The organism is Streptomyces sp. AgN23 (genome assembly GCF_001598115.1).
GTDB classification, from domain to species: domain Bacteria; phylum Actinomycetota; class Actinomycetes; order Streptomycetales; family Streptomycetaceae; genus Streptomyces; species Streptomyces antimycoticus.
Genome location: NZ_CP007153.1, coordinates 4081721 through 4107290 on the forward strand (window position 1 = coordinate 4081721; position 25570 = coordinate 4107290).

Here is a 25570-nt window from a genome sequence, read left to right on the forward strand (position 1 = left end):
GTTCGTCGGGGGGGTTCGGGTGGGTGTGCTGCCGCGCTTCAGCCGTTGCCGAACCTCTTGTCGATGAAGTCGAAGAGATCGTCGTCACTGACCTCTTCGAACGCGTCCGCCTCGGCGTCCGCCCCGGCGTCGTCCGCGGTGCGACGCACGTCGTTCCACTTCGCGAGCAGCGTCTGGAGGCGTACCGCGATGTTCGCATGCGCGGCCTCGTCCTCCGTCACCGATGCCAGATCCTCCGGCGTCAGCGAGGACAGGCTGTTCTCCAGCCGCTCCAGTTCCTCCAGTACGGACACTCCGGGGCCGTCGGCCTCCGGCGCCACTTCCTGACGCAGATGCCGCGCGAGCGCCACCGGTGTCGGGTAGTCGTAGACCAGCGTGGCCGTCAGCCGCAGCCCGGTGGCCGCGTTCAGCCGGTTCCGCAGTTCCACGGCCGTCAGCGAGTCGAAGCCCAGATCCTTGAACGCCTGCTCGGCGCCCACCTGGTCCTTGGAGGCGTAGCCCAGCACGGCCGCCACCTGACGGCGGACCAGGTCCAGCACGGTCAGCTGCTGCTGGGCCTCCGACTGCCCGGCCAGCCGCTGGGCCAGCGTGCCGTCCCCGGTGTCCGCCACCGCCTCCGGGGCGGCGGGGCCGCCGGTCGCGGCGCGGCGCACGGGCGTGCGCACCAGACCGCGGTAGAGCGGCAGCAGTTCCCCGGTGGCGGCGGCGGCGCGCAGCGTCGCCATCTCCAGCCGCACGGGCACCAGCACCGCCTCGTCCGCCACGGCGTGGGCCGCGTCGAAGAGGGCGAGCCCCTCCTCGGCGGACAGCGGCAGCACCCCGCCGCGCGCCGCCCGCTGCTGGTCGGCCTCGCCGAGCCGGCCGCCCATGCCCCGCTCCTCGGCCCACATGCCCCACACCAGGGACAGTGCGGTACGGCCGGTGGCGCGGCGGTGGCCGGCGAGGGCGTCGAGGAAGACGTTCGCCGCCGCGTAGCCACCCTGGCCCGCGCCGCCCAGCGTGCCGGCCGCGGCCGAGAAGAGCACGAAGGCCGACAGGTCCAGATCGCGGGTCAGCTCGTGCAGGTTGACCGCAGCGTCGACCTTGGGCCGCAGCGCCGTGTCCACCCGCTCGGGCGTCAGCATGTCGATGACACCGTCGTCGAGGACGCCCGCGGTGTGCACCACGGCCGTCAGCGGACGGTCGGCCGGAATCGCGGCCAGCAGCCCGGCCAGCGCCTCCCGGTCGGCCGCGTCGCATGCGGCGACGGTGGCCTGTGCGCCCAACTCGGCGAGTTCCGCCACCAGTTCGGCCATACCGTCGGCGGCGGGGCCGCTGCGGCTGGTGAGCAGCAGATGGCGGGCGCCGTGCGCGGTGGCCAGATGGCGGGCGAACAACCTGCCCAGACCGCCGGTGGCGCCGGTGATCAGCACCGTGCCGTCCGGGTCGATGGCCTTCTTCTCCAACACCTCGGCTGCCTGAGCCGCCTCGACCCTGGCCAGGCGCGGCGCGTACGCCGCCCCGGCGCGCAGCGCCAGCTCGGGCTCGCCCGAGTCCAGCGCCGCCGCGATCACCGGGTAGGACACCTCGCCGTCCACGTCCAGCAGCACGAACTGGCCCGGGTTCTCCGTCTGCGCCGAGCGCAGCAGACCCCACACCGGCGCGTGCACCAGGTCCGCCACCGCCGGGTCGGCGGCCGCGGCGACCGCGCCACGGGTGACCACGACCAGCCGGGCCGAACCGGGCCGGCCGCCGCCCAGCCACTCCTGGAGCAGGCCCAGGACGCGGTGGGTGGCCGTGTGCGCACCGGCGGCGAGGCCGCCCTCGGCGCCCGGCTCCGGCGGGAACGGCACCAGCACGGTGTCCGGCGCGGCCTCGCCCGCCTCGACCGCCGCGTTCAGCGAGACGAGGTCGTCGTGGACCGCGGCGCGGAACCCGGCCGTCTCCAGGGCCACGCTCAGCTTGAGCTCATCGCCGCCGATGACGGCGAAGCCCGCCGACACGGTCTGCGAAGGCGCCTGCGAGGACGCCGTTGAGGGCTCCTTCGAGGGTGCCGCCACCGGCGCCCAGTCGATGCGGAACAGCGACTCATGGCGGTCGGAGGCGGTCGCACCGGCGATCCGGTCCACCTCCAGCGCCCCGGTCTCCAGCGCGTCCACCGACGCGACGAGCGCACCCGTCTCATCGGCCGCCACCATCGACACGGCGCCGTCCTCGGTCAGCGCCAGCCGTACGCGCAGCGCCTCGGCGCCGACCGCGTACACGCTCACCCCACGCCAGGAGCGCGCCACCGTGGCACCGCCCGCGCCCAGCACGAGCGGCTGCAGCGCACCGTCCAGCAGGGCCGGGTGCAGGGCGAAGCGGGCGGCCTCGGGCTGCCGCTCCGCCGCGACGCGGACCTCCGCGAACAACTCCTCGCCACGCCGCCAGACGCGGCGCAGGCCCTGGAACGCGGGACCGTGCAGCAGTCCGGCACGCGCCATGGTCGCGTACAACTCATCGGTGTCGACCGCTTCCGCGTCGGCGGGCGGCCACACGGACAGCGACTCAACGCCGCCACCCGCCGGGGCCGCGCCCGAGGCGAGCACACCGGCGGCGTGCCGGGTCCACGGCCGGTCCGCCTCCGCGCGCTCGTCCCGCCCGTACACGCCCAGCGGGCGACGCCCGTCGGCGTCCGGCTCGCCGACCGACACCCGCAGCCGCACCCCGCCGCGCTCCGGCAGGATCAGCGGCTCGTCCAGGGTCAGCTCCGCCAGCAGCCCACAGCCCACATGGTCCCCGGCGCGCACCGCCAGCTCCACGAACGCGGAGCCGGGCAGCACGGCCGTGTCCGCGGCCGTGTGGTCCGCCAGCCACGTGTGCGAGGCGAGCGACAGCCGCCCGGAGAACACATACGCGTCCGCGTCGGGCAGTTCCACCGCCGCGCCCAGCAGCGGGTGATCGGCCGAGCCGAGCCCCGCCGAGGCGACCTCGTCCAGGCTCAGCTGGGCGTCGACCCAGTAGCGGCTGCGCTGGAAGGCGTACGTCGGCAGCGCGACCCTCCGCGCACCCGTACCGGCGAAGAACGCCTCCCAGTCCGGGGCCAGGCCGCGGACATACAGCCGGGCCAGCGCGCCGGTCAGCGCCTCGGCCTCCGGCCTGCCCTTGCGCAGCGCGGGCAGCAGCTCGGCCGCGTCGGGCTCGGCCAGGCAGTCCTGGGCCATGGCGGTGAGGACACCGTCGGGGCCCAGCTCCACGAAGGTGGTCACGCCCCGGGTTTCGAGGGTACGGACGCCGTCGAGGAAGCGGACGGCCTCGCGGACGTGGCGCACCCAGAAGCCGGGGCTCGTGATCTCCTCGGCGGAGACGACGCTCCCGGTCAGGTTGGAGACGATCGGAATGCGCGGGGCCTCGTAGGTCAGGCCCTCCGCGACCTCGCGGAACGCGTCCAGCATCCCGTCCATGCGCGGCGAGTGGAACGCGTGGCTCACGGTGAGGCGCTTGGTCTTACGCCCCTGCGCCTCGAACGCCGCGGCAATCCGCAGCGCCTCGTCCTCATCACCCGCGACCACGACCGACGTCGGCCCGTTGAGCGCGCCGATCGACACCCGCTCGGTCAGCAGCGGCGCCACCTCGTCCTCGGACGCCTGGACGGCGATCATCGCGCCACCGGCAGGCAGCTCCTGCATCAGCCGGCCACGCGCGGCCACCAGCTTCGCCGCGTCCGCGAGCGAGAGCACACCCGCCACATGGCCGGCCGCCAGCTCACCGATCGAGTGGCCGGACAGGAAGTCCGCCTTCAGACCCCAGGTCTCCACCAGCCGGAACAGCGCCACCTCGATGGCGAACAGCGCGGGCTGGGTGAAGCCGGTCCGGTCCAGCGCGGCGGCGTCGTCGCCGAACAGCACCTCCCGCAGCGGCCGCTCCAGATGCGCGTCCAGGTGGGCGCACACCTCGTCCAGCGCGTCCGCGAACACCGGGAAGGTGTCGTACAGCTCACGGCCCATGCCGAGCCGCTGGCTGCCCTGCCCCGTGAAGAGGAACGCCACCTTGCCACCGGCCACCGAGCCCTCGACCAGGCCCGGCACCTCGGACTCGCCCCGCGCCAGCGCCGCGAGACCGGCCGGCAGCCCGTCCCCGCTGTCCGCGGTGAGCACGGCCCGGTGGTCCAGGGCGGCGCGGGTCGTGGCGAGCGAGTAGGCCACATCGGTGGCGGCCGGTGCGGTCTCGCCGCCGAGGTGGGCCAGGAGCCGTTCGGCCTGGCCGCGGACGGCGGCCGGCGACTTTGCCGACAGCACCCACGGCACGGTCGGCAGCTCCACCGCCGGAGCGACGGCGGGGGTCTCCTTCGGCTCCGGGGCCTGCTCCAGCAGGGTGTGCGCGTTGGTGCCGCTGATGCCGAACGCGGAGACCGCCGCCCGGCGCGGACGGCCGGTCTCCGGCCACTCCCGCGCCTCGGTCAGCAGCTCCAGCTCACCGGCGGACCAGTCGACATGCGGGGTCGGCTCGTCCACGTGCAGGGTCGGCGGCAGCACACCGTGCCGCAGCGCCAGCACCATCTTCATCACACCGGCGACACCGGCCGCGGCCTGCGTGTGCCCGATGTTGGACTTGATGGAGCCGAGCAGCAGGGGCCGCTCGGGGTCCCGCTCCTGGCCGTAGGTGGCGAGCAGCGCCTGCGCCTCGATCGGGTCGCCCAGCGTCGTACCGGTGCCGTGCGCCTCGACCGCGTCCACCTCGGACGCGGAAAGACCCGCACCGGCCAGCGCCTGCCGGATCACCCGCTGCTGCGAGGGACCGTTCGGCGCCGTCAGACCGTTGGACGCACCATCCTGGTTGATCGCGGAGCCGCGGACGACCGCCAGCACCTCATGGCCATGGCGCTGAGCGTCCGACAGCCTCTCGACGAGCAGCATGCCCACGCCCTCGCCCCAACCGGTGCCATCCGCACCAGCCGCGAACGCCTTGATCCGGCCATCCTCCGCCAGCCCCCGCTGACGGCTGAAGTCCACGAACGAACCCGGCGTCGACATCACCGTCACACCACCGGCCAACGCCAACGAGCACTCACCCGCCCGCAACGCCTGAATCGCCCAGTGCAACGCCACCAACGACGACGAACACGCGGTATCCACCGTCACCGCCGGGCCCTCAAGACCCAGCGCATACGACACCCGACCAGACATCACACTGGCCGCGTTGCCCGTCCCCATGAACCCATCGCCGCCGTCCGGCGAGTGGAGGACGAGCGACATGTAGTCCTGGCCGTTGGTGCCCGCGAACACGCCGACCTGCTGACCGCGCAGCGTCGTCGGGTCGATCCCGGCCCGCTCGAACGCCTCCCACGAGGTCTCCAGCAGCAACCGCTGCTGCGGATCCATGGCAAGCGCCTCACGCGGCGAGATCCCGAAGAACGAGGCGTCGAAGTCCCCGGCGTCCGCCAGGAATCCCCCCTCGCGGACATAGCTCGTGTTCTCGGTGGCGGAGTCCGGGTCGTACAGCGCCTCCAGGTCCCAGCCACGGTCGGCCGGGAAGCCCGTCACCGCGTCCTGCCCGGAGACCAGCAGCCGCCACAGCTCCTCCGGCGACCGCACACCACCCGGGAAGCGGCAGCTCATCCCGACGATCGCGATCGGATCGTCGGCGACGGCCACCGTCGTGGACGGCACACCGGCGACCGCCCCGGCCGCGCTCTCCTCGCCCAGGATCTCCGTACGGAGGTGAGCGGCGAGCGCCGAGGACGACGGGTAGTCGTACACCAGCGTGGGCGGCAGCCGCAGCCCGGTCACGGTGTTCATGCGGTTGCGCAGCTCGACGGCCGTCAGCGAGTCGAAGCCCAGATCCCGGAACGCCCGGTCCGCCTCCACGGCCTCCGCGTCGGAGTGGCCCAGCACATCGGCCACGGCCGAGCGCACCAGGTCCAGCAGCATCCGCTCGCGCTCGGCAGCCGGGACGCCGGCGAGCCGCCGGGCCAGCGAGGACTCGTCCGCGCCGCCGCCACCGGCCGTACGGGCCGTCCGCCCGCCTTCGGCCTCCAGCGCGGTACGCACCTCGGGCAGCTCCAGCAGCAGCGGGCTCGGCCGGGAGGCGGTGAAGCCGGGGGCCAGCCGCTCCCAGTCGATGTCCGCGACGGTCACCGCGGTCTCGTCCAGGTCCAGCGCGCGCTGCAGCGCGGCGATGGCCAGGTCCGCCGCCATCGGCGGCACACCGGCGCGGCGCATGCGCTGCTCCAGCGCGTCGTCCGCGGCCATCCCGCCCTCGGCCCACGGGCCCCAGGCCACCGAAGTGGCGGGCAGGCCCTCGGCCCGGCGGCGCTCGGCGAGCGCGTCCAGGAAGGCGTTCGCCGCCGCGTAGTTGGCCTGACCGGCGGCGCCGATCGAGCCCGCGAACGAGGAGAACAGGACGAAGGCCGTCAGGTCCAGGTCCCGCGTCAGCTCGTGCAGATTGGCGGCGGCCTCGGCCTTGGCGCGCAGAACGGAGGCGAAGCGCTCGGGGGTCAGCGACTCCAGTACGCCGTCGTCCAGCACCCCGGCCGCGTGCACCACCGCCGTCAGCGGCAGTTCGGCCGGAAGCCCGGCCACCAGCGCGGCCAGCGCCTCGCGGTCGGCGGCGTCGCAGGCCGCGACGGTCACCCGGGCGCCCGAGGCGGTGAGTTCGTCCCGCAGCTCGGCCGCGCCGGGGGCGTCGAGGCCACGGCGGCTGGTGAGCACCACGTGTTCGGCGCCCTTGTCGATCAGCCAGCGGGCCACATGCGCGCCCAGCGCGCCCGTACCGCCGGTCACCAGGACCGAGCCCGCGCCCGGCCGCCAGTCGCGGCCGTGCCCGGTGTCGGCGGCCCGGGTCAGCCGGCGGCCGAAGACGCCGGAGGCGCGCACCGCCACCTGGTCCTCGCCCTGGCCACCGGCCAGCACGCCCGCCAGCCGCGACAGCGCCCGGTCGTCCACCGTCTCCGGCAGATCGACGAGACCGCCCCATCGCTCGGCCAGTTCCAGGGCCGCGACCCGGCCCAGGCCCCAGACCCGGGCCTGCGACGGGTCCACCGGACCGTCCGCGCGGCCGGTCGAAACCGCGCCGCGCGTGGCAACCCACAGCGGCGCGTCCACGCCCAGATCGCCCAGCGCCTGTGCCAGGGCGGCCGTACGGAGCAGCCCGTCGGCGCCCTCGGCGACCTCGGTGCTTTCGGTGCCTTCGGCGCCCTCGGTGCTTTCGGCGAGGGACGGCAGCGCGAACACCCCGGCCGGCGGAGCGTCGGCGACCGCCTCGGCCAGCCGCTCGGCCATGCCCGTACGGTCCCCGACGGCCAGCTCGACCCGCTGGACCTCGGCGCCGCGTGCGGACAGCGTCCGTACGACACCCTCGGCCAGCGCGCCGTCCACCTCTTCGGCGGCGGTGACGACCAGCCAGCGGCCGGTCAGCGCCGCCTCGGCGCGGGCGGCCACCGGCTTCCAGGTCACCTGGTAGCGCCACGCGTCCACGGTGGACCGCTCGCCCTGGCGGCGCCGCCACGAGGACAGCACCGGCAGAACGGCGCCCAGCGAGGTGAGCGCGTCGGCGTCCTCGGACTGGAGCGTCCCGGCCAGCGCCTCCAAGTCCTCCCGCTCGACGGCCTCCCAGAACCGCGCGTCCACGGAATCCATGGCCGCGACGGCCGCGCGGACCTCCTCCGGGTTCTCCACCCAGAAGCGCTGCCGCTGGAAGGCGTAGGTCGGCAGCTCGATCGCGCGGGCTCCCGTACCGGCGAAGAACGCCGACCAGTCCAGGGCGAGCCCCCGGGTGTGCAGCGCGGCGAGGGCAGTGGTCATCGCTCCCGGCTCGGTACGTCCCTTGCGGAGCGCCGAGACGAAGGCGGCGGCATCGCCGGAGACGCACTCCTGGGCCATGGCGGTGAGGACACCGTCCGGGCCCAACTCGACGTAGGTGGTGACGCCCTGGTCTTCCATCGTCCGGACGCCATCGAGGAAGCGGACCGCTTCGCGGACGTGGCGCACCCAGAAGTCGGCGGTCGTGATCTCCTCGGCGGAGACGACGTTCCCGGTGAGATTGGAAACGATCGGAATGCGCGGGGCCTCGTACGACAGCCCCTCCGCCACCTCACGGAAGGCATCCAACATGCCGTCCATACGCGGCGAGTGGAACGCGTGGCTGACGGTGAGCCGCTTGGTCTTCCGACCCCGCGCCTCGAAACCATCGGCAAGCGCGACAGCCGCGTCCTCGTCACCCGCGATGACCACCGACGTCGGCCCGTTGAGCGCGGCGATACTGACCCGCTCGGTCAGCAGGGGCAGCACCTCGTCCTCGGACGCCTGGACGGCGATCATCGCGCCACCGGCCGGCAGCTCCTGCATCAGCCGCCCGCGGGCGGCCACCAGCTTCGCCGCGTCCGCGAGCGAGAGCACACCCGCCACGTGCGCGGCGGCCAGCTCGCCGATCGAATGCCCCGACAGGAAGTCGGGCCGCAGACCCCACGCCTCCACCAACCGGAACAACGCCACCTCGACCGCGAACAACGCGGGCTGAGTGAAACCGGTCTGATCCAGCGCCTCGGCATCCTCACCGAACAACACCGTCTTCAACGGCCGCTCCAGATGCGCGTCCAGCTCATCGCACACCGCGTCCAACGCCTCCGCGAACACCGGATAGGCGTCATACAGCTCACGCCCCATCCCCAGCCGCTGGCTGCCCTGACCGGTGAACAGGAACGCCACCTTGCCGCCCTCGACCACCGTCCCCTGGACCAGTCCCGCGGCCGACTCGCCGCGCGCCAGCGCCTCCAGGCCGGACAGCAGCCGGTCCCGGTCCTCGCCGACGACGACCGCGCGCCGCTCCAGCGCCGCCCGGCCCGTCGCCAGCGCGTAGCCGACGTCGGTGGTGTCCAGGTCGGGGTGGGTGCCGAGGTGGGCGAGGAGCCGTTCGGCCTGGCCGCGCAGGGCGGCCTCGGATTTGCCCGAGAGCACCCAGGGCACCGTCGGCAGCTCCGCCACCGGAGCGGTCGCGGGGATCTCCTCGGGGGCCGGGGGCTGCTCGATGATCGTGTGCGCGTTCGTGCCGCTCACGCCGAACGACGAGATGGCCGCTCGGCGCGGCCGGCCGAGCTCCGGCCACGGCCGGGCCTCGGTCAGCAGCTCGAGGTCGCCGGCCGACCAGTCGACATGCGGGGTGGGCTCGTCGATGTGCAGCGTCCGCGGCAGCACACCGTGCCGCATCGCCATGATCATCTTGATGATGCCCGCGACACCCGCGGCGGCCTGGGTGTGGCCGATGTTGGACTTCAGCGAGCCGAGCCACAGCGGCTGCCCCTCCGGCCGGCCGCGGCCGTAGGTGGCGAGCAGGGCCTGGGCCTCGATCGGGTCGCCCAGCGTCGTGCCCGTGCCATGCGCCTCCACCACATCGACATCGGCGGTGGTGAGCCGGGCGCTGGTCAGCGCGTCGCGGATGACGCGCTGCTGGGACGGGCCATTGGGCGCCGTCAGACCGTTGGACGCGCCGTCCTGGTTGATGGCCGAACCCCGCACGATCGCCAGGACGCGGTGGCCGTTGCGCCGCGCGTCCGAGAGCCGCTCGACGAGCAGCATGCCCGCGCCCTCGGCCCAGCCGGTGCCGTCCGCCGACGCCGCGAAGGACTTGCACCGGCCGTCGGTGGACAGGCCCTGCTGACGGCTGAAGTCGATGAACGTGTCCGGGGTGGCCATGACGGTCACACCACCGGCCAGCGCCAGCGAACATTCGCCGTTGCGCAGTGCCTGCGCGGCCAGGTGCAGCGCCACCAGCGACGACGAGCACGCCGTGTCGATGGTGACCGCCGGGCCTTCGAGCCCGAAGGTGTACGCCACCCGGCCCGAGGCGATGGAGCCCGCGCCCCCCGTGCCGAGGTAGCCCTCCAGCCCCTCGGGGACGGCGGTCAGCCGGGTCAGATAGTCGTGGTACATGACGCCCGCGAAGACACCGGTCTTGCTGCCGCGTACGGCCGCCGGGTCGATGCCCGCGCGCTCGAACGCCTCCCACGACGTCTCCAACAGCAGCCGCTGCTGCGGATCCATCGCCATGGCCTCGCGCGGGTTGATCCCGAAGAAGTCCGGGTCGAAGTCGGCGGCGTCGTGCAGGAAGCCGCCCTCGCGGGTGTAGCTGGTGCCCACCTGGTCGGGGTCGTCGCTGTAGAGCGCGTCGAGGTCCCAGCCACGGTCGACGGGGAAGTCGGAGATGGCGTCGGTGGCACCGATGACGAGCTGCCACAGCTCCTCGGGGGTGGAGACCCCGCCCGGGTAACGGCAGCTCATCCCGACGATGGCGATCGGCTCGTCCTCGGTGACGGCCGTCACCGGGACCGGGGTGTGCGCCCCCGCCGACTCCTCGCCCACCAGCTCGGTCCGCAGATGGCGAGCCAGAACCCGCGGGTCCGGATAGTCGAAGACGAGCGTCGCGGGCAGCCGCAGCCCGGTGACCGCGTTGAGCTGGTTGCGCAGCTCAACGGCTGTCAGCGAGTCGAATCCCAGATCCTTGAACGCCCGCCCGGAGCCGATGGTTTCCGCACCCGCGTAGCCGAGTACGGTCGCCACCTGCGCGCGGACCAGGTCCAGCAGCAGCCGCTCCTGCTCCGCCGTGCTCAGCCCGGCGAGCCGCCCGGCCAGGCCGGACTCGCCGCCCGCCGCGACCGCGTCCACCGCGCGCCGCGCCGGGACCCGCACCAGGCCACGCAGCAGCGGCGAGATGGCGGGCTGGTTGCGCAGCGCCGCGAGGTCCAGGCGCATCGGCACCAGCGACGCCTCGTCGACGGTCAGCGCGGCGTCGAAGAGCCGCAGCCCCTCCGCCACCGGCAGCGGGGGCACTCCGGCCCGCCGCATCCGGGTGATGTCGGCCTCGTCGAGGGTGTCGCCCATGCCGCCACCGGCCCACAGGCCCCACGCCAGCGCGGTGGCCGGCAGGCCTTGGGCGGCGCGGTGCTGGGCGAGGGCGTCCAGGAAGACGTTGGCGGCCGCGTAGTTGCCCTGGCCCGGGCCGCCGAACACACCGGCGGCCGAGGAGAACAGGACGAACGCCGAGATGTCCTGGTCGCGGGTCAGCTCGTGGAGGTTCCAGGCCGCGTCCACCTTCGGGCGCATGACGTGGTCGACACGCTCGGGGGTGAGGGAGCCGATCACGCCGTCGTCCAGCACACCGGCGGTGTGGATGACGGCCGTGAGCGGATGCTCGGCGGGGATGGCGGCGAGGGTCGCGGCGAGCGCGTCCCGGTCCGCCACATCACACGCCGCCCAGCGCACGCTTGCCCCCAACTCGACCAACTCGGCGTCGAGTTCGGCCGCGCCCGGGGCCTGGTCGCCACGGCGACTCAGCAGGAGCAGCTGCCGTACGCCACGCTCCGCCACCAGGTGGCGGGCGAACAGGCCGCCCAGCGAACCGGAGGCGCCGGTGACCAGCACCGTACCGTCCGGGTTCCACTCCGGGGCCTCGCTGTCGGCCGCCGAGCCGGCGCGGGCCAGGCGTGGCGCCTTGAGGACGCCCTGGCGCACCGCGACCTCGGGCTCGCCGCTCGCGAGCACTGCGGACAGTGCGGGCAGTGCGGGCGGTGCGGTCTGCGCGTCGTCGTGGCCGTCGAGGTCGATGAGGAGGAGCCTGTCCGGGTTCTCGGACTGCGCCGAACGCACCAGACCGCGGACGGCGGCGCCTGCCGGATCCGGCACCGGCTCACCGGGCTCTGTGGCCACGGTCCCCGAGGTCAGCAGGACCAGGCGTGAGTCCGTGAAGCGGTCGTCGGCCAGCCACTGCTGCAGCAGGCCCAGCACCTGGGTGGTGGCCTGATGCGCCGTGGTGGCGGGCGCGGGGCTTTCCCCCACCCCGCCCCTTCCCGATACTTGGGGCTCCGCCCCAAGGCCCCGGTCCTCAAACGCCGGACGGGCTGGAGATGCCGCACCCGGGCCTTCAGATGCCGCGCCGTCCGAGTGCACGCCCGGACGCCCTTCGGGCATGTCCTCAATCGCCGCACAGGCTTGATTTGCCGCACCTGGGCCCTCAAGTGCTGCGTCTACACGGGCTTGAGCCGCCAGGTCCACCACGACGTATTCCGGCAGTGCCGTTCCGGAATCGATGGCCTCGCCCAGCGCGGCCAGGTCCGGGTAGGTGGTGAGGCCCAGGGTGTCCGTGCCCAGGGCCGCCCAGCGGCCGTCGGTCGCAACGTCCGCCCCGGAGGCGTCCACCATCCCGGCCGTCGTCCACTCCACGCGGTACAGCGACTCGTGGTACGCCGTCCGCGCGCTCTGCAGCTGCTCGGCCGAGACCGGGCGCAGCACCAGCGAGTCCACGGCCGCGACCGGCGTGCCCGCGGCGTCCGCGATCTCCAGCCGGACGCCGTCGCCGCCCACGGCGGCCATCCGCACCCGCAGCGTGGCCGCGCCGCTCGCGTACAGCGACACCCCGGTCCAGGCGAACGGCAGCCGCCCCTCGGTCTCGGTGCCGCCGAGCCCGGCCAGGCCGAGTGCGTGCAGCGCGGCGTCCAGCAGCGCCGGGTGCAGACCGAACGCGGCGGCCTCCTCGGCCGTCCCCTCGTCCAACGCCACCTCGGCGAACACCTCGCCACCGCGCCGCCATGCCTTGCGCAGCCCCTGGAACGCGGGGCCGTACGCGAAACCGACGTCCCGCAGCTCGGCGTAACGGTCGCCGACCTCCACCTCGGCGGCGTCCGCCGGAGGCCATGCGGTCAGCTCAAACGCCGCCTCCGGCGCACCGTCGGACACCAGGACACCGGAAGCATGCCGGGTCCACGGCTCCTCGGCCGACAGGTGCTCGGCGCGGGAATGCAGCTCCAGCGGGCGCCGGCCGGTGTCATCGGCCGCGCCGACCCACAGCCGTAGCTGGACGCCGCCGTCCTCGGTCAGGACCAGCGGCGCTTCGAGGGTCAGCTCCTCCAGCACCTCGCAGCCGACCTGGTCACCGGCCCGGACCGCCAGCTCCACAAACGCGGTGCCCGGCAGCAGCACGGTGTCCATGATCGTGTGATCGGCCAGCCACGGGTGCGTGGAAAGCGCCAGCCGCCCGGTGAACAACATCCCATCGGCGCTGGGTAGTTCGGCGCTGGCACCGAGCAGCGGATGCTCGGCCTCGCCCAGCCCGACCGCGGCCACGTCACCGAGGAACAGCGAGGAGACCTTCGGCCAGTAGCGCTGCCGCTGGAAGGCGTACGTGGGCAGCTCGGCCAGCTCGTCCGGCGCCAGTCGAGTGGCACCGGTCCCGGCGTAGAAGGCCGCCCAGTCCACCGCCACACCGCGCACATGTGCCCGTGCCACGGCCGTCGTCAGCGCCTCGGCCTCGGGACGGTCCTTGCGCAGCACGGAGACGAACGCGGCGTTGCCACCGGTCACACACTCCTGCGCCATCGCGGTCAGGACGCCATCGGGGCCCAGCTCCACGAAGGTCGTGACGCCTTGGGCTTCCAACGTCCGCACACCGTCGAGGAAGCGGACCGCCTCGCGGACATGGCGCACCCAGAAGTCCGGGCTGGTGATCTCCTCGGCGGAGACGACGCTCCCGGTCAGGTTGGACACGATCGGAATGCGCGGGGCCTCGTAGGACAGCCCCTCGGCCACCGCACGGAAGGCATCCAACATTCCGTCCATACGCGGCGAGTGGAACGCATGGCTGACCGTGAGCCGCTTGGTCTTACGACCCCGCGCCTCGAAACCATCGGCAAGCGCGACAGCCGCGTCCTCATCACCCGCGATGACCACCGACGCCGGACCGTTCAGCGCGGCGATCGACACACGGTCGGTCAGCAGCGGCGCCACCTCGTCCTCCGACGCCTGCACCGCGATCATCGCGCCACCCGCCGGAAGCGCCTGCATCAAACGACCACGCGCCGCCACCAGCTTCGCCGCATCGGCCAGCGACAACACACCCGCCACATGCGCCGCGGCCAACTCACCAATCGAATGCCCCGACAGGAAGTCCGCACGCAGACCCCACGCCTCCATCAGCCGGAACAACGCCACCTCGACCGCGAACAACGCGGGCTGAGTGAAACCGGTCTGATCCAGCGCCTCGGCGTCATCCCCGAACAGCACCGTCTTCAACGGCCGCTCCAGATGCGCGTCCAGCTCATCGCAGACCGCGTCCAACGCCTCCGCGAACACCGGATACGCGTCGTACAGCGCACGGCCCATCCCCAGCCGCTGACTCCCCTGCCCCGTGAACAGGAACGCCACCCGGCCACCGGCCACCGAACCCTGAACGAGCCCGGCCGCCGTGCGCCCCTCGGCGAGCGCCTCCAGCCCGGACAGCAGCCCGTCCCGGTCCTCGGCGACCAGCGCCGCGCGCTCCTCGAACGCCGAGCGGCCCACGGCGAGCGCGTAGCCGAGGTCGGCCGTCCGCAACTCGGTCCGCTCGGTCAGGTGGCCGTGCAACTGCTGGGCCTGCTTGCGCAGCCCCTCCGCCGTCCGGGCCGAGAGCAGCACCGGCAGGGCCGCCCCGCCCTCATGGGCGGACTCAACGGTCTCAACAACGTCAGCCGCCGGGGCCTCTTCCACCACGGCGTGGGCATTGGTGCCGCTGAAGCCGAAGGAGGAGATGCCCGCGCGGCGCGGATGGCCGGTCTCCGGCCACTCCACCTGCTCCGTCAGCAGGCTGATGTCGCCCGCCGACCAATCGACATGCGGGGTGGGCTCGTCCACGTGCAGTGTCCGCGGCAGCACCCCGTGCCGCATGGCGAGGACCATCTTCATCACGCCGGCGACACCGGCCGCGGCCTGCGTGTGGCCGATGTTGGACTTGATGGAGCCGAGCAGCAGCGGCTGCCCCTCCGCCCGGTCCTGCCCGTACGTGGCGAGCAGCGCCTGCGCCTCGATCGGGTCGCCCAGCCGGGTGCCCGTGCCATGGGCCTCGACCGCGTCCACCTCGGACGGGGCCAGACCGGCACCGGCCAGCGCCTGGCGGATGACGCGCTGCTGCGACGGCCCGTTCGGCGCCGTCAGACCATTGGACGCACCGTCCTGGTTGACGGCCGTGCCGCGTACGAGCGCGAGCACCGGATGGCCATTGCGGCGCGCGTCCGAGAGCCGCTCGACGAGCAGCATGCCGACGCCCTCGCCCCAGCCGGTGCCGTCCGCACCGGCCGCGAACGCCTTGATCCGGCCGTCCTCGGCGAGCCCGCGCTGACGGCTGAAGTCCACGAACACACCGGGCGTCGACATCACGGTCACACCGCCCGCGAGCGCGATCGAGCACTCGCCGCCGCGCAGCGCCTGGATCGCCGAGTGGAGGGCGACCAGCGAGGAGGAGCAGGCGGTGTCGATGGTGACCGCCGGGCCTTCGAGACCGAAGGTGTAGGCGAGCCGGCCCGAAATCACGCTGGCCGCGTTGCCGGTGCCCATGTGGCCTTCGAGGCCCTGCGAGTCGCCCAGCAGCAGGGAGAGATAGTCCTGGCCGTTGGTGCCGACGAAGACACCGGCGGTGGAGCCGCGCAGCGTTGCCGGGTCGATCCCGGCCCGCTCGAACGCCTCCCAGGAGGTCTCCAGCAGCAGCCGCTGCTGCGGGTCCATGGCCAGGGCCTCGCGCGGCGAGATGCCGAAGAACGCCGGGTCGAAGTCGGCCGCGTCGCTCAGGAAGCCGCCCTCGCGGGCGTACGAGGTGCCCTCGACGTCCGGGTCCGGGTTGTAGAGCGTCCGGAGGTCCCAGCCGCGGTCGGCGGGCATGTCCACGATGGCGTCCGTGCCGGACACCAGCAGTTGCCACAGCTCCTCGGGGGTGCGGACACCGCCCGGGAAGCGGCAGCTCATCGCGACGATCGCGATCGGATCGTCGTCGGCCGCCACGCCCGCCACCGGTGACGCGCCGCCCGTGACCGCCACCTGCCCGCCGAGCAGTTCGGCGAAGAGGTGGTCGGCGAGGGCGAGCGGCGTCGGGTAGTCGTAGATGAGGGTGGCGGGAAGCCGCAGATCGGTGGCGGCGCCCAGGCCATTGCGCAGTTCGACGGCGGTGAGGGAGTCGAAGCCGATCTCCCGGAAGGCCCGTTCGGCGCTGATGTCGGACACATCGGCGTGGCCGAGGACCTCCGCCACATGGGTCCGTACGAGATCCAGCAGCGCCCGGTGGCGCTCCGCCTCGGGCAGGCCGAGGAGCCGCCGCGCGAGCGCGGAGGCCGTCTCGACGGGCGCGGTCTCGCCGGTCGCGGTGGCGGTGCCGCGCGTGGCGGCCTGGCGCACCTCGGGCAGGTCGGCCAGCAGGGGGCTGGGGCGGCCCGCGGTGAAGCCGGTGGCGAACCGGTCCCAGTCGACATCCGCCACGGTCACGGCCGCGTCGCCCAAGTCGAGGGCGCGCTGCAGGGCGTCGATCGCGAGATCGGCGTCCATGGGCGGCATCCCGGCCCGGCGCATGCGCTGCTCCAGCGCCTCGTCGGCGGCCATACCGCCCGCGGCCCACGGGCCCCAGGCGATCGAGGTGGCGGGCAAGCCCTCGGCGCGCCGCCGCTGGGCGAGCGCGTCCAGGAAGGCGTTCGCGGCGGCGTAGTTGGCCTGGCCCGCGGCGCCGACGGTGCCGCTGGTCGAGGAGAACAGCACGAACGCGGAGAGGTCCAGCTCGCGCGTCAGCTCGTCCAGCGCGAGCGCGGCGTCGACCTTCGCACGCAGGACGGAGGCGAAGCGCTCGGGGGTCAGCGACTCCAGAATGCCGTCGTCCAGCACTCCGGCCGCGTGCACCACGGCCGTCAGCGGCAGCTCGGCGGGAAGGCCGTCCAGCAGTCCGGCCAGGGCCTCCCGGTCGGCCACGTCGCAGGCGGCGACGGTGATCCGGGCGCCGGAGGCGGCGAGTTCATCGCGCAGCTCGGCCGCGCCCGGGGCGTCGAGGCCCCGGCGGCTGGTGAGCACCACGTGCTCGGCGCCCTTGCCGATCAGCCAACGGGCCACCTGGCCGCCCAGCGCGCCCGTACCGCCCGTCACCAGCACCGTGCCGCGAGCGCTCCAGCCCTCGGCCTCCGCCACCTGCCGTGCGGTCGCCCGCGCCAGCCGACGGCCGAACACCCCGGAGGCGCGGACGGCGATCTGGTCCTCGTCCCCGGCCCCGGCGAGCACGACCGCGAGCCGCGACAGCACCCGGTCGGTCATGGTCTCGGGGAGGTCGATGAGACCGCCCCAGCGGTCGGGCAGCTCCAGCGCCGCCACCCGGCCGAGCCCCCACACCTGGGCGCGGGCCGGGTCCACCAGCTCGCCCTGGCGCCCCGTCGAGACGGCGCCCCGGGTGGCACACCACAGCGGCGCGTCGATCGCGGCGTCGCCCATGGCCTGCACGAGGGCGGCCGTGGGCAGCAGCGCGTCTGTGTCCCCGGTGGCCAGCAGCGAGAGCACACCGGCCGCGACGCCACCATCGGCCGCCGTACGCAGCCGCTCGGCGATGCCCGCCCGGTCCTCGGCGGCCAGGTCGAGCCGCCGCACCTCGGCGCCCCGCTCCGTCAGCGTACGGACGACACCGTCCGTCCACGCGTCGGCGGCGGTGTCCTCGGCCGGCGCGGCGACGAGCCATACCCCGGACAGCCGGGCCGCGGAGCCCAGCGACAGCGGCTTCCACGCCACCTGGTACCGCCAGCCGTCGACACCGGCGGCGGCCAGGCTCGCCACCGGCTCCTCGGGCCAGTAGCGACGGCGCTGGAAGGCGTACGTCGGCAGGTCGACGCGAACCGCGCCGGTCCCGGCGAAGTACGCGGCCCAGTCCGCCGCCACGCCGCGGACGTGGGCCCGCGCGATGGCCGTAGTCAGCGCCTCGGCCTCGGGACGGCCCTTGCGCAGCACGGAGACAAACGCGGCGTTGCCACCGGTCACACACTCCTGCGCCATCGCGGTCAGGACACCGTCGGGGCCCAGCTCCACGAAGGTCGTGACGCCTTGGGCTTCCAACGTCCGCACACCGTCGAGGAAGCGGACCGCCTCGCGGACATGGCGCACCCAGAAGTCGGCCGTCGTGATCTCCTCGGCGGAGACGACGCTCCCGGTGAGGTTGGAGACGATCGGAATGCGCGGGGCCTCGTACGACAGCCCCTCCGCCACCTCGCGGAACGCCTCCAGCATGCCGTCCATACGCGGCGAGTGGAACGCGTGGCTGACGGTGAGCCGCTTGGTCTTACGACTCCGCGCCTCGAAACCATCGGCAAGCGCGACAGCCGCGTCCTCATCACCCGCGATGACCACCGACGTCGGCCCGTTGAGCGCGGCGATGCTGACCCGCTCGGTCAGCAGGGGCAGCACCTCGTCCTCCGACGCCTGCACCGCGATCATCGCGCCACCCGCCGGAAGCGCCTGCATCAACCGCCCACGCGCCGCCACCAACTTCGCCGCATCCGCCAGCGACAACACACCCGCCACATGCGCCGCGGCCAACTCACCAATCGAATGCCCCGACAGGAAGTCCGGCTTCAGACCCCACGCCTCAACGAGACGGAACAGGGCCACCTCGACCGCGAACAACCCCGGCTGAGTGAACCCCGTCTGATCCAGCGCCTCGGCATCCTCACCGAACAACACCGTCTTCAACGGCCGCTCCAGATGCGCGTCCAGCTCATCGCACACCGCGTCCAACGCCTCCGCGAACACCGGATAGGCGTCATACAGCTCACGACCCATCCCCAGCCGCTGACTCCCCTGCCCCGTGAACAGGAACGCCAGCTCACCCTCGGCAACCACACCCTCGACCACACCCGGCGCGGACTCCCCCCGCGCCAGCGCGTCGAGGCCGCGCAGCAGTTCGTCCCTGCCGTCCGCGACCAGCACCGCGCGGTGGTCGAGCGCGGCGCGGCCGGTGACCAGGGTGTGGGCGACGTCGGCCGGTGCGAGGTCGGAGTGCGCGGTCAGATGGGCGTAGAGCCGCTCGGCCTGGGCCCGCAGGGCGTCGGTGCCCTTGGCGGAGAGCGCGTACGGCAGCACATCGGAGCCGCCCCGCTCGGGCTCCTCCTCCACCGGTTCGGCCGTGATGGCCGGGGCCTGCTCGATGATGGTGTGGGCGTTGGTGCCGCTGATGCCGAACGAGGACACGGCGGCGCGGCGCGCGCGGCCGGTCTCCGGCCACTCCTGCGCCTGCGTCAGCAGCGCGATGTCCCCGGCCGTCCAGTCGACGTGCGGCGACGGCTCGTCCACGTGCAGCGTCTGCGGCAGCACACCGTGCCGCATCGCCATCACCATCTTGATGATGCCCGCGACACCGGCCGCCGCCTGGGAATGGCCGATGTTGGACTTGATGGAGCCGAGCCACAACGGCCGCTCCGCGTCCCGCTCCTGGCCGTAGGTGGCCAGCAGCGCCTGCGCCTCGATCGGGTCGCCCAGTGTCGTCCCCGTACCGTGCGCCTCGACCACGTCCACATCGCCCGCCGACAGCCCGGCGCTGGTCAGCGCCTTGCGGATGACGCGCTGCTGGGACGGGCCGTTCGGCGCGGTCAGACCGTTCGACGCACCGTCCTGGTTGACGGCCGAGCCGCGCACGACGGCCAGCACCTGGTGGCCGTGGCGCCGCGCGTCCGACAGCCGCTCCACGAGCAGCATGCCGACGCCCTCGCCCCAGCCGGTGCCGTCCGCGCCGGCCGCGAACGCCTTGCAGCGGCCGTCGGCGGCCAGGCCGCCCTGGCGGCCGAACTCGGTGAAGTGGCCGGGCGTCGTCATCACGGTGACACCGCCCGCGAGCGCCATCGTGCACTCGCCCTGGCGCAGTGCCTGGATCGCCCAGTGCAGCGCCACCAGCGACGACGAGCAGGCCGTGTCGACGGTGACCGCCGGGCCCTCCAGACCGAGGGCGTAGGCGATGCGGCCGGACATGACGCTGCCCGCGTTGCCCGTCATCACATGGCCCGCGACCTCCGCGCCGGCCTGCTCCAGGCCGACGTCGTAGCCGCTGTAGGCCGCGCCCACGAACACGCCGACCGAGCGGCCACGCAGCGAGTCCGGGTCGATCCCGGCGCGCTCGAACACCTCCCACGACGTCTCCAGCAGCAACCGCTGCTGCGGGTCCATGGCCAGGGCCTCACGCGGCGAGATGCCGAAGAAGGCCGCGTCGAAGAGGTCCGCGTCGTGCAGGAAGCCACCGGCGCGGGCGTAGTCGGACGGGGCCGCGTCCGTCTCGTCGCCGTCCGCCGCCCACTGGCTCTCCCAGTTGCGGTTGACGGGGAATCCGGTGATGGCGTCCGAGCCGGTGGCCACGAGCTGCCACAGGTCCTCGGGCGAGCGGACGTCGCCGGGGTAGCGGCAGCCCATCGCGACGATGGCGATCGGGTCGTCGGCGAGGGAGGCGGCGGTAGTGGGGAGTGCCGGGTCCGCGTGCTCGGCCTCGGCCCCGTCGACGTCCAGGCCGATGAGTTCGGCGCGCAGATGGTCGGCGAGGACCGTGGGGTTCGGGTGGTCGAAGACGATCGTGGAGGGCAGCTTGAGCCCGGTGGCGGCGGAGAGCCGGTTGCGCAGTTCGACGGCGGTGAGCGAGTCGAAGCCCAGCTCCTTGAAGGCGCGGCGGGCCTCGATGGCGTCGGCGGAGGCGTGGCCGAGGGCCGTGGCCACATGGCCGCGGACGAGGTCCAGCAGCGTCCGGCGGCGCTCGTTCGGGGAGAGCGCGCGCAGCCGCTGGGCCAGGGACGAACCGGCGGCGAGCGCGCCCGCGGCGGTGCGCCGGCCGGTCGTGCGGATCAGCCCGCGCAGCAGCGCCGGGACCGGACCGGATCCGGCGGCCGAGCGCAGCGCCGCGAGGTCGAGCCGGGCCGGGATCAGCAGGGTCCGGCCGGTGCGGCGGGCGGCGTCGAAGAGGGCCATGCCCTCGTCGTCGGTGAGAGCGCGCATACCGCTGCGGGCCAACCGCAGCAGATCGGTCTCGGTCAGATCGCCGGTGATACCGCCGGACTGTGCCCACAGGCCCCACACCAGCGAGGTGGCGGGCAGGCCCGCCGCGTGGCGGTGGGCGGCGAGCGCGTCGAGGAAGACGTTGGCCGCGGCGTAGTTGGCCTGGCCCGCGCCGCCCAGCGTGCCCGCGATGGCGGAGAACAGCACGAACGCGGACAGGTCGAGGTCGCGCGTCAGCTCGTGCAGATTCCAGGCCGCGTCCACCTTCGGACGCAGCACCCGCTCCAACTGCTCGGGCGTCAGGGCGGCGGCCGTGCCGTCGTCCAGCACACCGGCGGTGTGCACGACGGCCGTCAGCGGACGCCCGGCCGGGAGGGCGGCCAGGGTCGCGGCGAGGGCGTCGCGGTCCGCGGCGTCGCAGGCGGCGAGGGTGACCTCGGCGCCGCGTTCACGGAGTTCGGCGGCCAGCTCGGTGGCGCCGTCGGCGTCCGCACCACGGCGGCTGGTCAGCAGCAGGTGGCGTACGCCGTGCTCGGCGACCAGGTGGCGGGCGAGCAGCCGGCCCAGGGCGCCGGTGCCGCCGGTGATGAGCACGGTGCCGTCGGCGTCGAACGCCGGGGCGGCCTGCGTGTCGTTGTCCGGCGCCGAGGCGCGGGCCAGCCGGGGCGCGAGGGCCCGGCCCGCGCGCAGGGCCAGCTCCGGCTCCCCGGTGGCCAGGGCGTCGGAGAGCGCGTCGGCGGAGGTGTCATCGAGATCGACGAGGACGAAGCGGCCGGGGTTCTCGGTCTCGGCGGAGCGCACCAGACCCCACAGGGGCGCGTGCACCAGATCGGTGACGCCCTCCTCGGCGGCGGCGGCCATCGCGCCCCGGGTGACGACCACCAGGCGCGCTTCGGCGAACCGCTCATCGGCCAGCCAGCCCTGCACCAGGGCCAGCGCACGCCGCGCCTCCCGGTGCGCGGCCTCGGCCACGTCCTCCTCCGGGCCGCCGGGTGCGGGCGCGAAGGATGCGAGGACCAGCTCCGGGGCGGGGGTGTCGCCCGCCTCGACGGACCCGCCCAGCGCGGCCAGGTCAGCGGCGGAGACGGCGGCCACTCCGGCCGGGATCAGCCCGAACGGGTCCTCGCCCAGGACGATACGGCGGGTGGCGGCATCCGGGCCGGCGGAGGTGGGCTGCGGGGCCACCCAGTCGAGCCGGAACAGGCTCTGCCGCGCCACGTCCGTGTCGCCGGTGAGGTCGTCGGGGAGCGGACGGCAGCGCAGGGCGTCAACGGCGGCGACCGGCTCGCCCGTGGCATCGGCGAGCGCCAGGGTCACCGTGTCGGCTCCGGCGGGCGCGATCCGTACGCGCAGCGCGGACGCGCCCTCCGCGTACAGCCGGACGCCCTGCCAGACATCGGTCAGTTGGGCGCCCTCGCGGCCGTGGAGGGCGTGCAGGGCGGCGTCCAGCAGCGCCGGGTGCACGGCGAACTCTCCGGCGCCGGGCTTGACGTCGTCGTCCAGCCGGACCTCGGCGAAGAGTTCGTCCCCGCGCCGCCAGGCGGCCGTGAGCCCCTGGAACCCCGGACCGTGCCGCAGCCCGGCCTCGGCCAGCCGGGCGTAGAGCGCTTCGGTCTCGATCGCCTCGGCGGCGGTCGGTGGCCACTCGGCCAGGTCGAACGACGGGCCGGGGGCGCCGGAGGCGAGCACACCGCTCGCGTTCCGCACCCACGCCGTGTCGGCGGCGGCGTCCTCCGGGCGGGAGGAGACGGTGAACGAACGACGCCCGGCGTCGTCCGAGGCACCGACCGTGACCTGCAGCCGGACGCCACCGCGGGCGGGCAGCACCAGCGGGGCATGCGGGGTCAGCTCGTCGAGCAGATCGCAACCGACCTGGTCACCGGCCCGGACGGCAAGCTCCACGAACGCCGGGCCGGGGACCATCACCGCGTCCCGGACCGTGTGATCGGCCAGCCACGGATGGGTGTCGAGGCCCAGTCGTCCCGTGAAGACGAGTCCATCGGACTCCGCCAGCGGCACCGCCGCACCCAGCAGCGGGTGTCCGGCCAACTCCAGCCCCACGGAGGCCACATCACCCACGGACGCCGCACCCGGCTCCAGCCAGAACCGCTCGTGCTGGAAGGCGTACGTCGGCAGGTCGACCCGAACCGCGCCGGTCCCGGCGAAGTACGCGGCCCAGTCCGCCGCCACGCCGCGGACGTGGGCCCGCGCGATGGCCGTGGTCAGCGCCTCGGCCTCGGGACGGCCCTTGCGCAGCGCGGAGATGAACGCGGCGTCCTCGCCGGCCGCGCAGTCCTGGGCCATCGCGGTGAGCACACCGTCGGGTCCCAGTTCGATGAAGGTGGAGACGTTCTGCGTCTCAAGCGTCCGTATGCCATCGAGGAAGCGGACCGCCTCGCGGACGTGGCGCACCCAGAAGTCGGCGGTCGTGATCTCCTCGGCGGAGACGACGTTCCCGGTGAGGTTGGAGACGAGGGGGATGCGCGGGGCCTCGTACGTCAGCCCCTCCGCCACCTCACGGAACGCCTCCAGCATGCCGTCCATACGCGGCGAGTGGAACGCATGGCTGACGGTGAGCCGCTTGGTCTTCCGACCCCGCGCCTCGAAACCATCGGCAAGCGCGACAGCCTCGTCCTCATCACCCGCGATGACCACCGACGTCGGCCCGTTGAGCGCGGCAACGCTGACCCGCTCGGTCAGCAGGGGCAGCACCTCGTCCTCCGACGCCTGCACCGCGATCATCGCGCCACCGGCCGGAAGCGCCTGCATCAAACGACCACGCGCCGCCACCAGCTTCGCCGCATCGGCCAGCGACAACACACCCGCCACATGCGCGGCGGCCAGCTCACCGATCGAATGCCCCGACAGGAAGTCCGGCTTCAGACCCCACGCCTCAACGAGACGGAACAACGCCACCTCGACCGCGAACAGCGCGGGCTGAGTGAACCCCGTCTGATCCAGCGCCTCGGCGTCGTCCCCGAACAGGACGTCCTGCAAAGGCCGCTCAAGATGCCGGTCCAGCTCCGCGCACACCGCGTCCAGCGCCTCCGCGAACACCGGATACGCGTCGTACAGCTCACGCCCCATTCCCAGCCGCTGACTCCCCTGCCCCGTGAACAGGAACGCCACCTTGCCACCGGCCACCGAGCCCTCGACCACACCCGGCGCACCACGGCCCTCGACCAGGGCACCCAGACCAGCCAGCAGCCCATCCCGGTCCTCGGCCACCACCACCGCACGGTGTTCGAAGGCGGACCGCCCGGTCGCCAGCGAGAACCCCACGTCCACCGGACGCGGCTCGCCACTCGCCTCCACATGCGCCACCAGCCGCTCGGCCTGGTCCCGCAGCGCGGCCACGCCCCGCCCCGACAGCACCCACGGCACCACAGCCGGAGCCACGACAGGAGCCGCGGCGGCCTCCGCCGCTTCGGCTTCCGGCGCCTGCTCGATGATGGTGTGGACGTTGGTCCCGCTCACACCGAACGACGAGACGCCCGCCCGGCGCGGCTGACCGGTCTCGGGCCACGGCCGCGCCTCGGTCAGCAGGGACACCTCTCCCGCCGACCAGTCGACATGCGGGGTGGGCTCGTCCACGTGCAGCGTCCGCGGCAGCACCCCGTGCCGCATCGCCATGACCATCTTGATGACGCCGCCGATACCGGCGACGTTCTGGGTGTGGCCGATGTTCGACTTCAGCGAGCCGAGCCACAGCGGCCGCCCCTCCGGCCGCTCCTTGCCGTAGGTGGAGAGGAGGGCCTGTGCCTCGATGGGGTCGCCCAGCGTGGTGCCCGTGCCATGGGCCTCCACCGCGTCCACATCGGCGGGGGTGAGACGGGCGTTCTCCAGGGCCTGCCGGATGACGCGCCGCTGCGACGGGCCGTTCGGCGCGGTCAGGCCGTTGGAGGCGCCGTCCTGGTTCACCGCGCTGCCGCGCACCACCGCGAGCACCGGGTGGCCGTTGCGCCGCGCGTCCGACAGCCGCTCGACCAGCAGCACCGCGACGCCCTCGGACCAGCCGGTGCCGTCCGCCGAGGCCGCGAAGGACTTGCAGCGGCCGTCGGCGGAGAGCCCGCGCTGACGGCTGAACTCCACGAACACATCCGGGGAGGACAGCACGGTCGCGCCCGCCGCCAGCGCCAGCGAGCACTCGCTCTGCCGCAGCGCCTGGACCGCCAGGTGCAGCGCGACCGAGGAGGACGAGCAGGCGGTGTCGATGGTGGCCGCCGGGCCCTCGAGCCCGAAGGCGTAGGAGAGCCGACCGGACGCGACGCTGGAGGCGGTGCCGGTGAGCAGATGACCCTCGACACCCTCCGGGAGGTCATACTCCCCCGCCCCGTACGCCTGCGTGGACGCGCCGACGAACACGCCGGTGCGCGAGCCTCGCATGGTGTCCGGGTCGATCCCGGCCCGCTCGAACGCCTCCCACGAGGTTTCCAGCAGCAGCCGCTGCTGGGGGTCCATGGCGAGGGCCTCGCGCGGCGAGATGCCGAAGAAGCCCGGGTCGAACCGGCTCGCGTCGTACAGGAAGCCGCCCCCGCGGGCGTAGAACGTGCCCTCGCGCTCCGGGTCCGGGTCGTACAGCGACTCGATGTCCCAGCCGCGGTCGGTGGGGAAGCCGGAGATGGCGTCCTGGCCGTCCGCGACGAGCCGCCACAGCTCCTCGGGGCTGCCGACGCCGCCGGGGAACCGGCAGCTCATGCCGACGATGGCGATCGGCTCCCGGGACGCGTCGGTGAGCTGCTGGTTCTGCTTCCGCAGCCGCTCGGTTTCCTTCAGCGAGGCCCGCAGCGCGTCAACGAGCTTTTCGTTGGGGGTTGTCATCGTGTACTCCG

At 73.8% G+C, this 25570-nt stretch carries 1 protein-coding gene; it reads right to left on the minus strand.

What is annotated here, in order from left to right; all coding sequences use genetic code 11:
- Positions 1-38 precede the first annotated feature (38 nt).
- Entirely contained in the window at positions 39-25559 is a 25521-nt protein-coding gene (locus AS97_RS17675) for a type I polyketide synthase (RefSeq protein ID WP_210565254.1), read from the minus strand.
- Between the last annotated feature and the right edge of the window lie 11 nt (positions 25560-25570).

Coding starts and splice junctions, on each gene's coding strand:
- AS97_RS17675 (WP_210565254.1), bottom strand. CDS start 25,559: ATGACAACCCCCAACGAAAAGCTCGTTGACGCGCTGCGGGCCTCGCTG.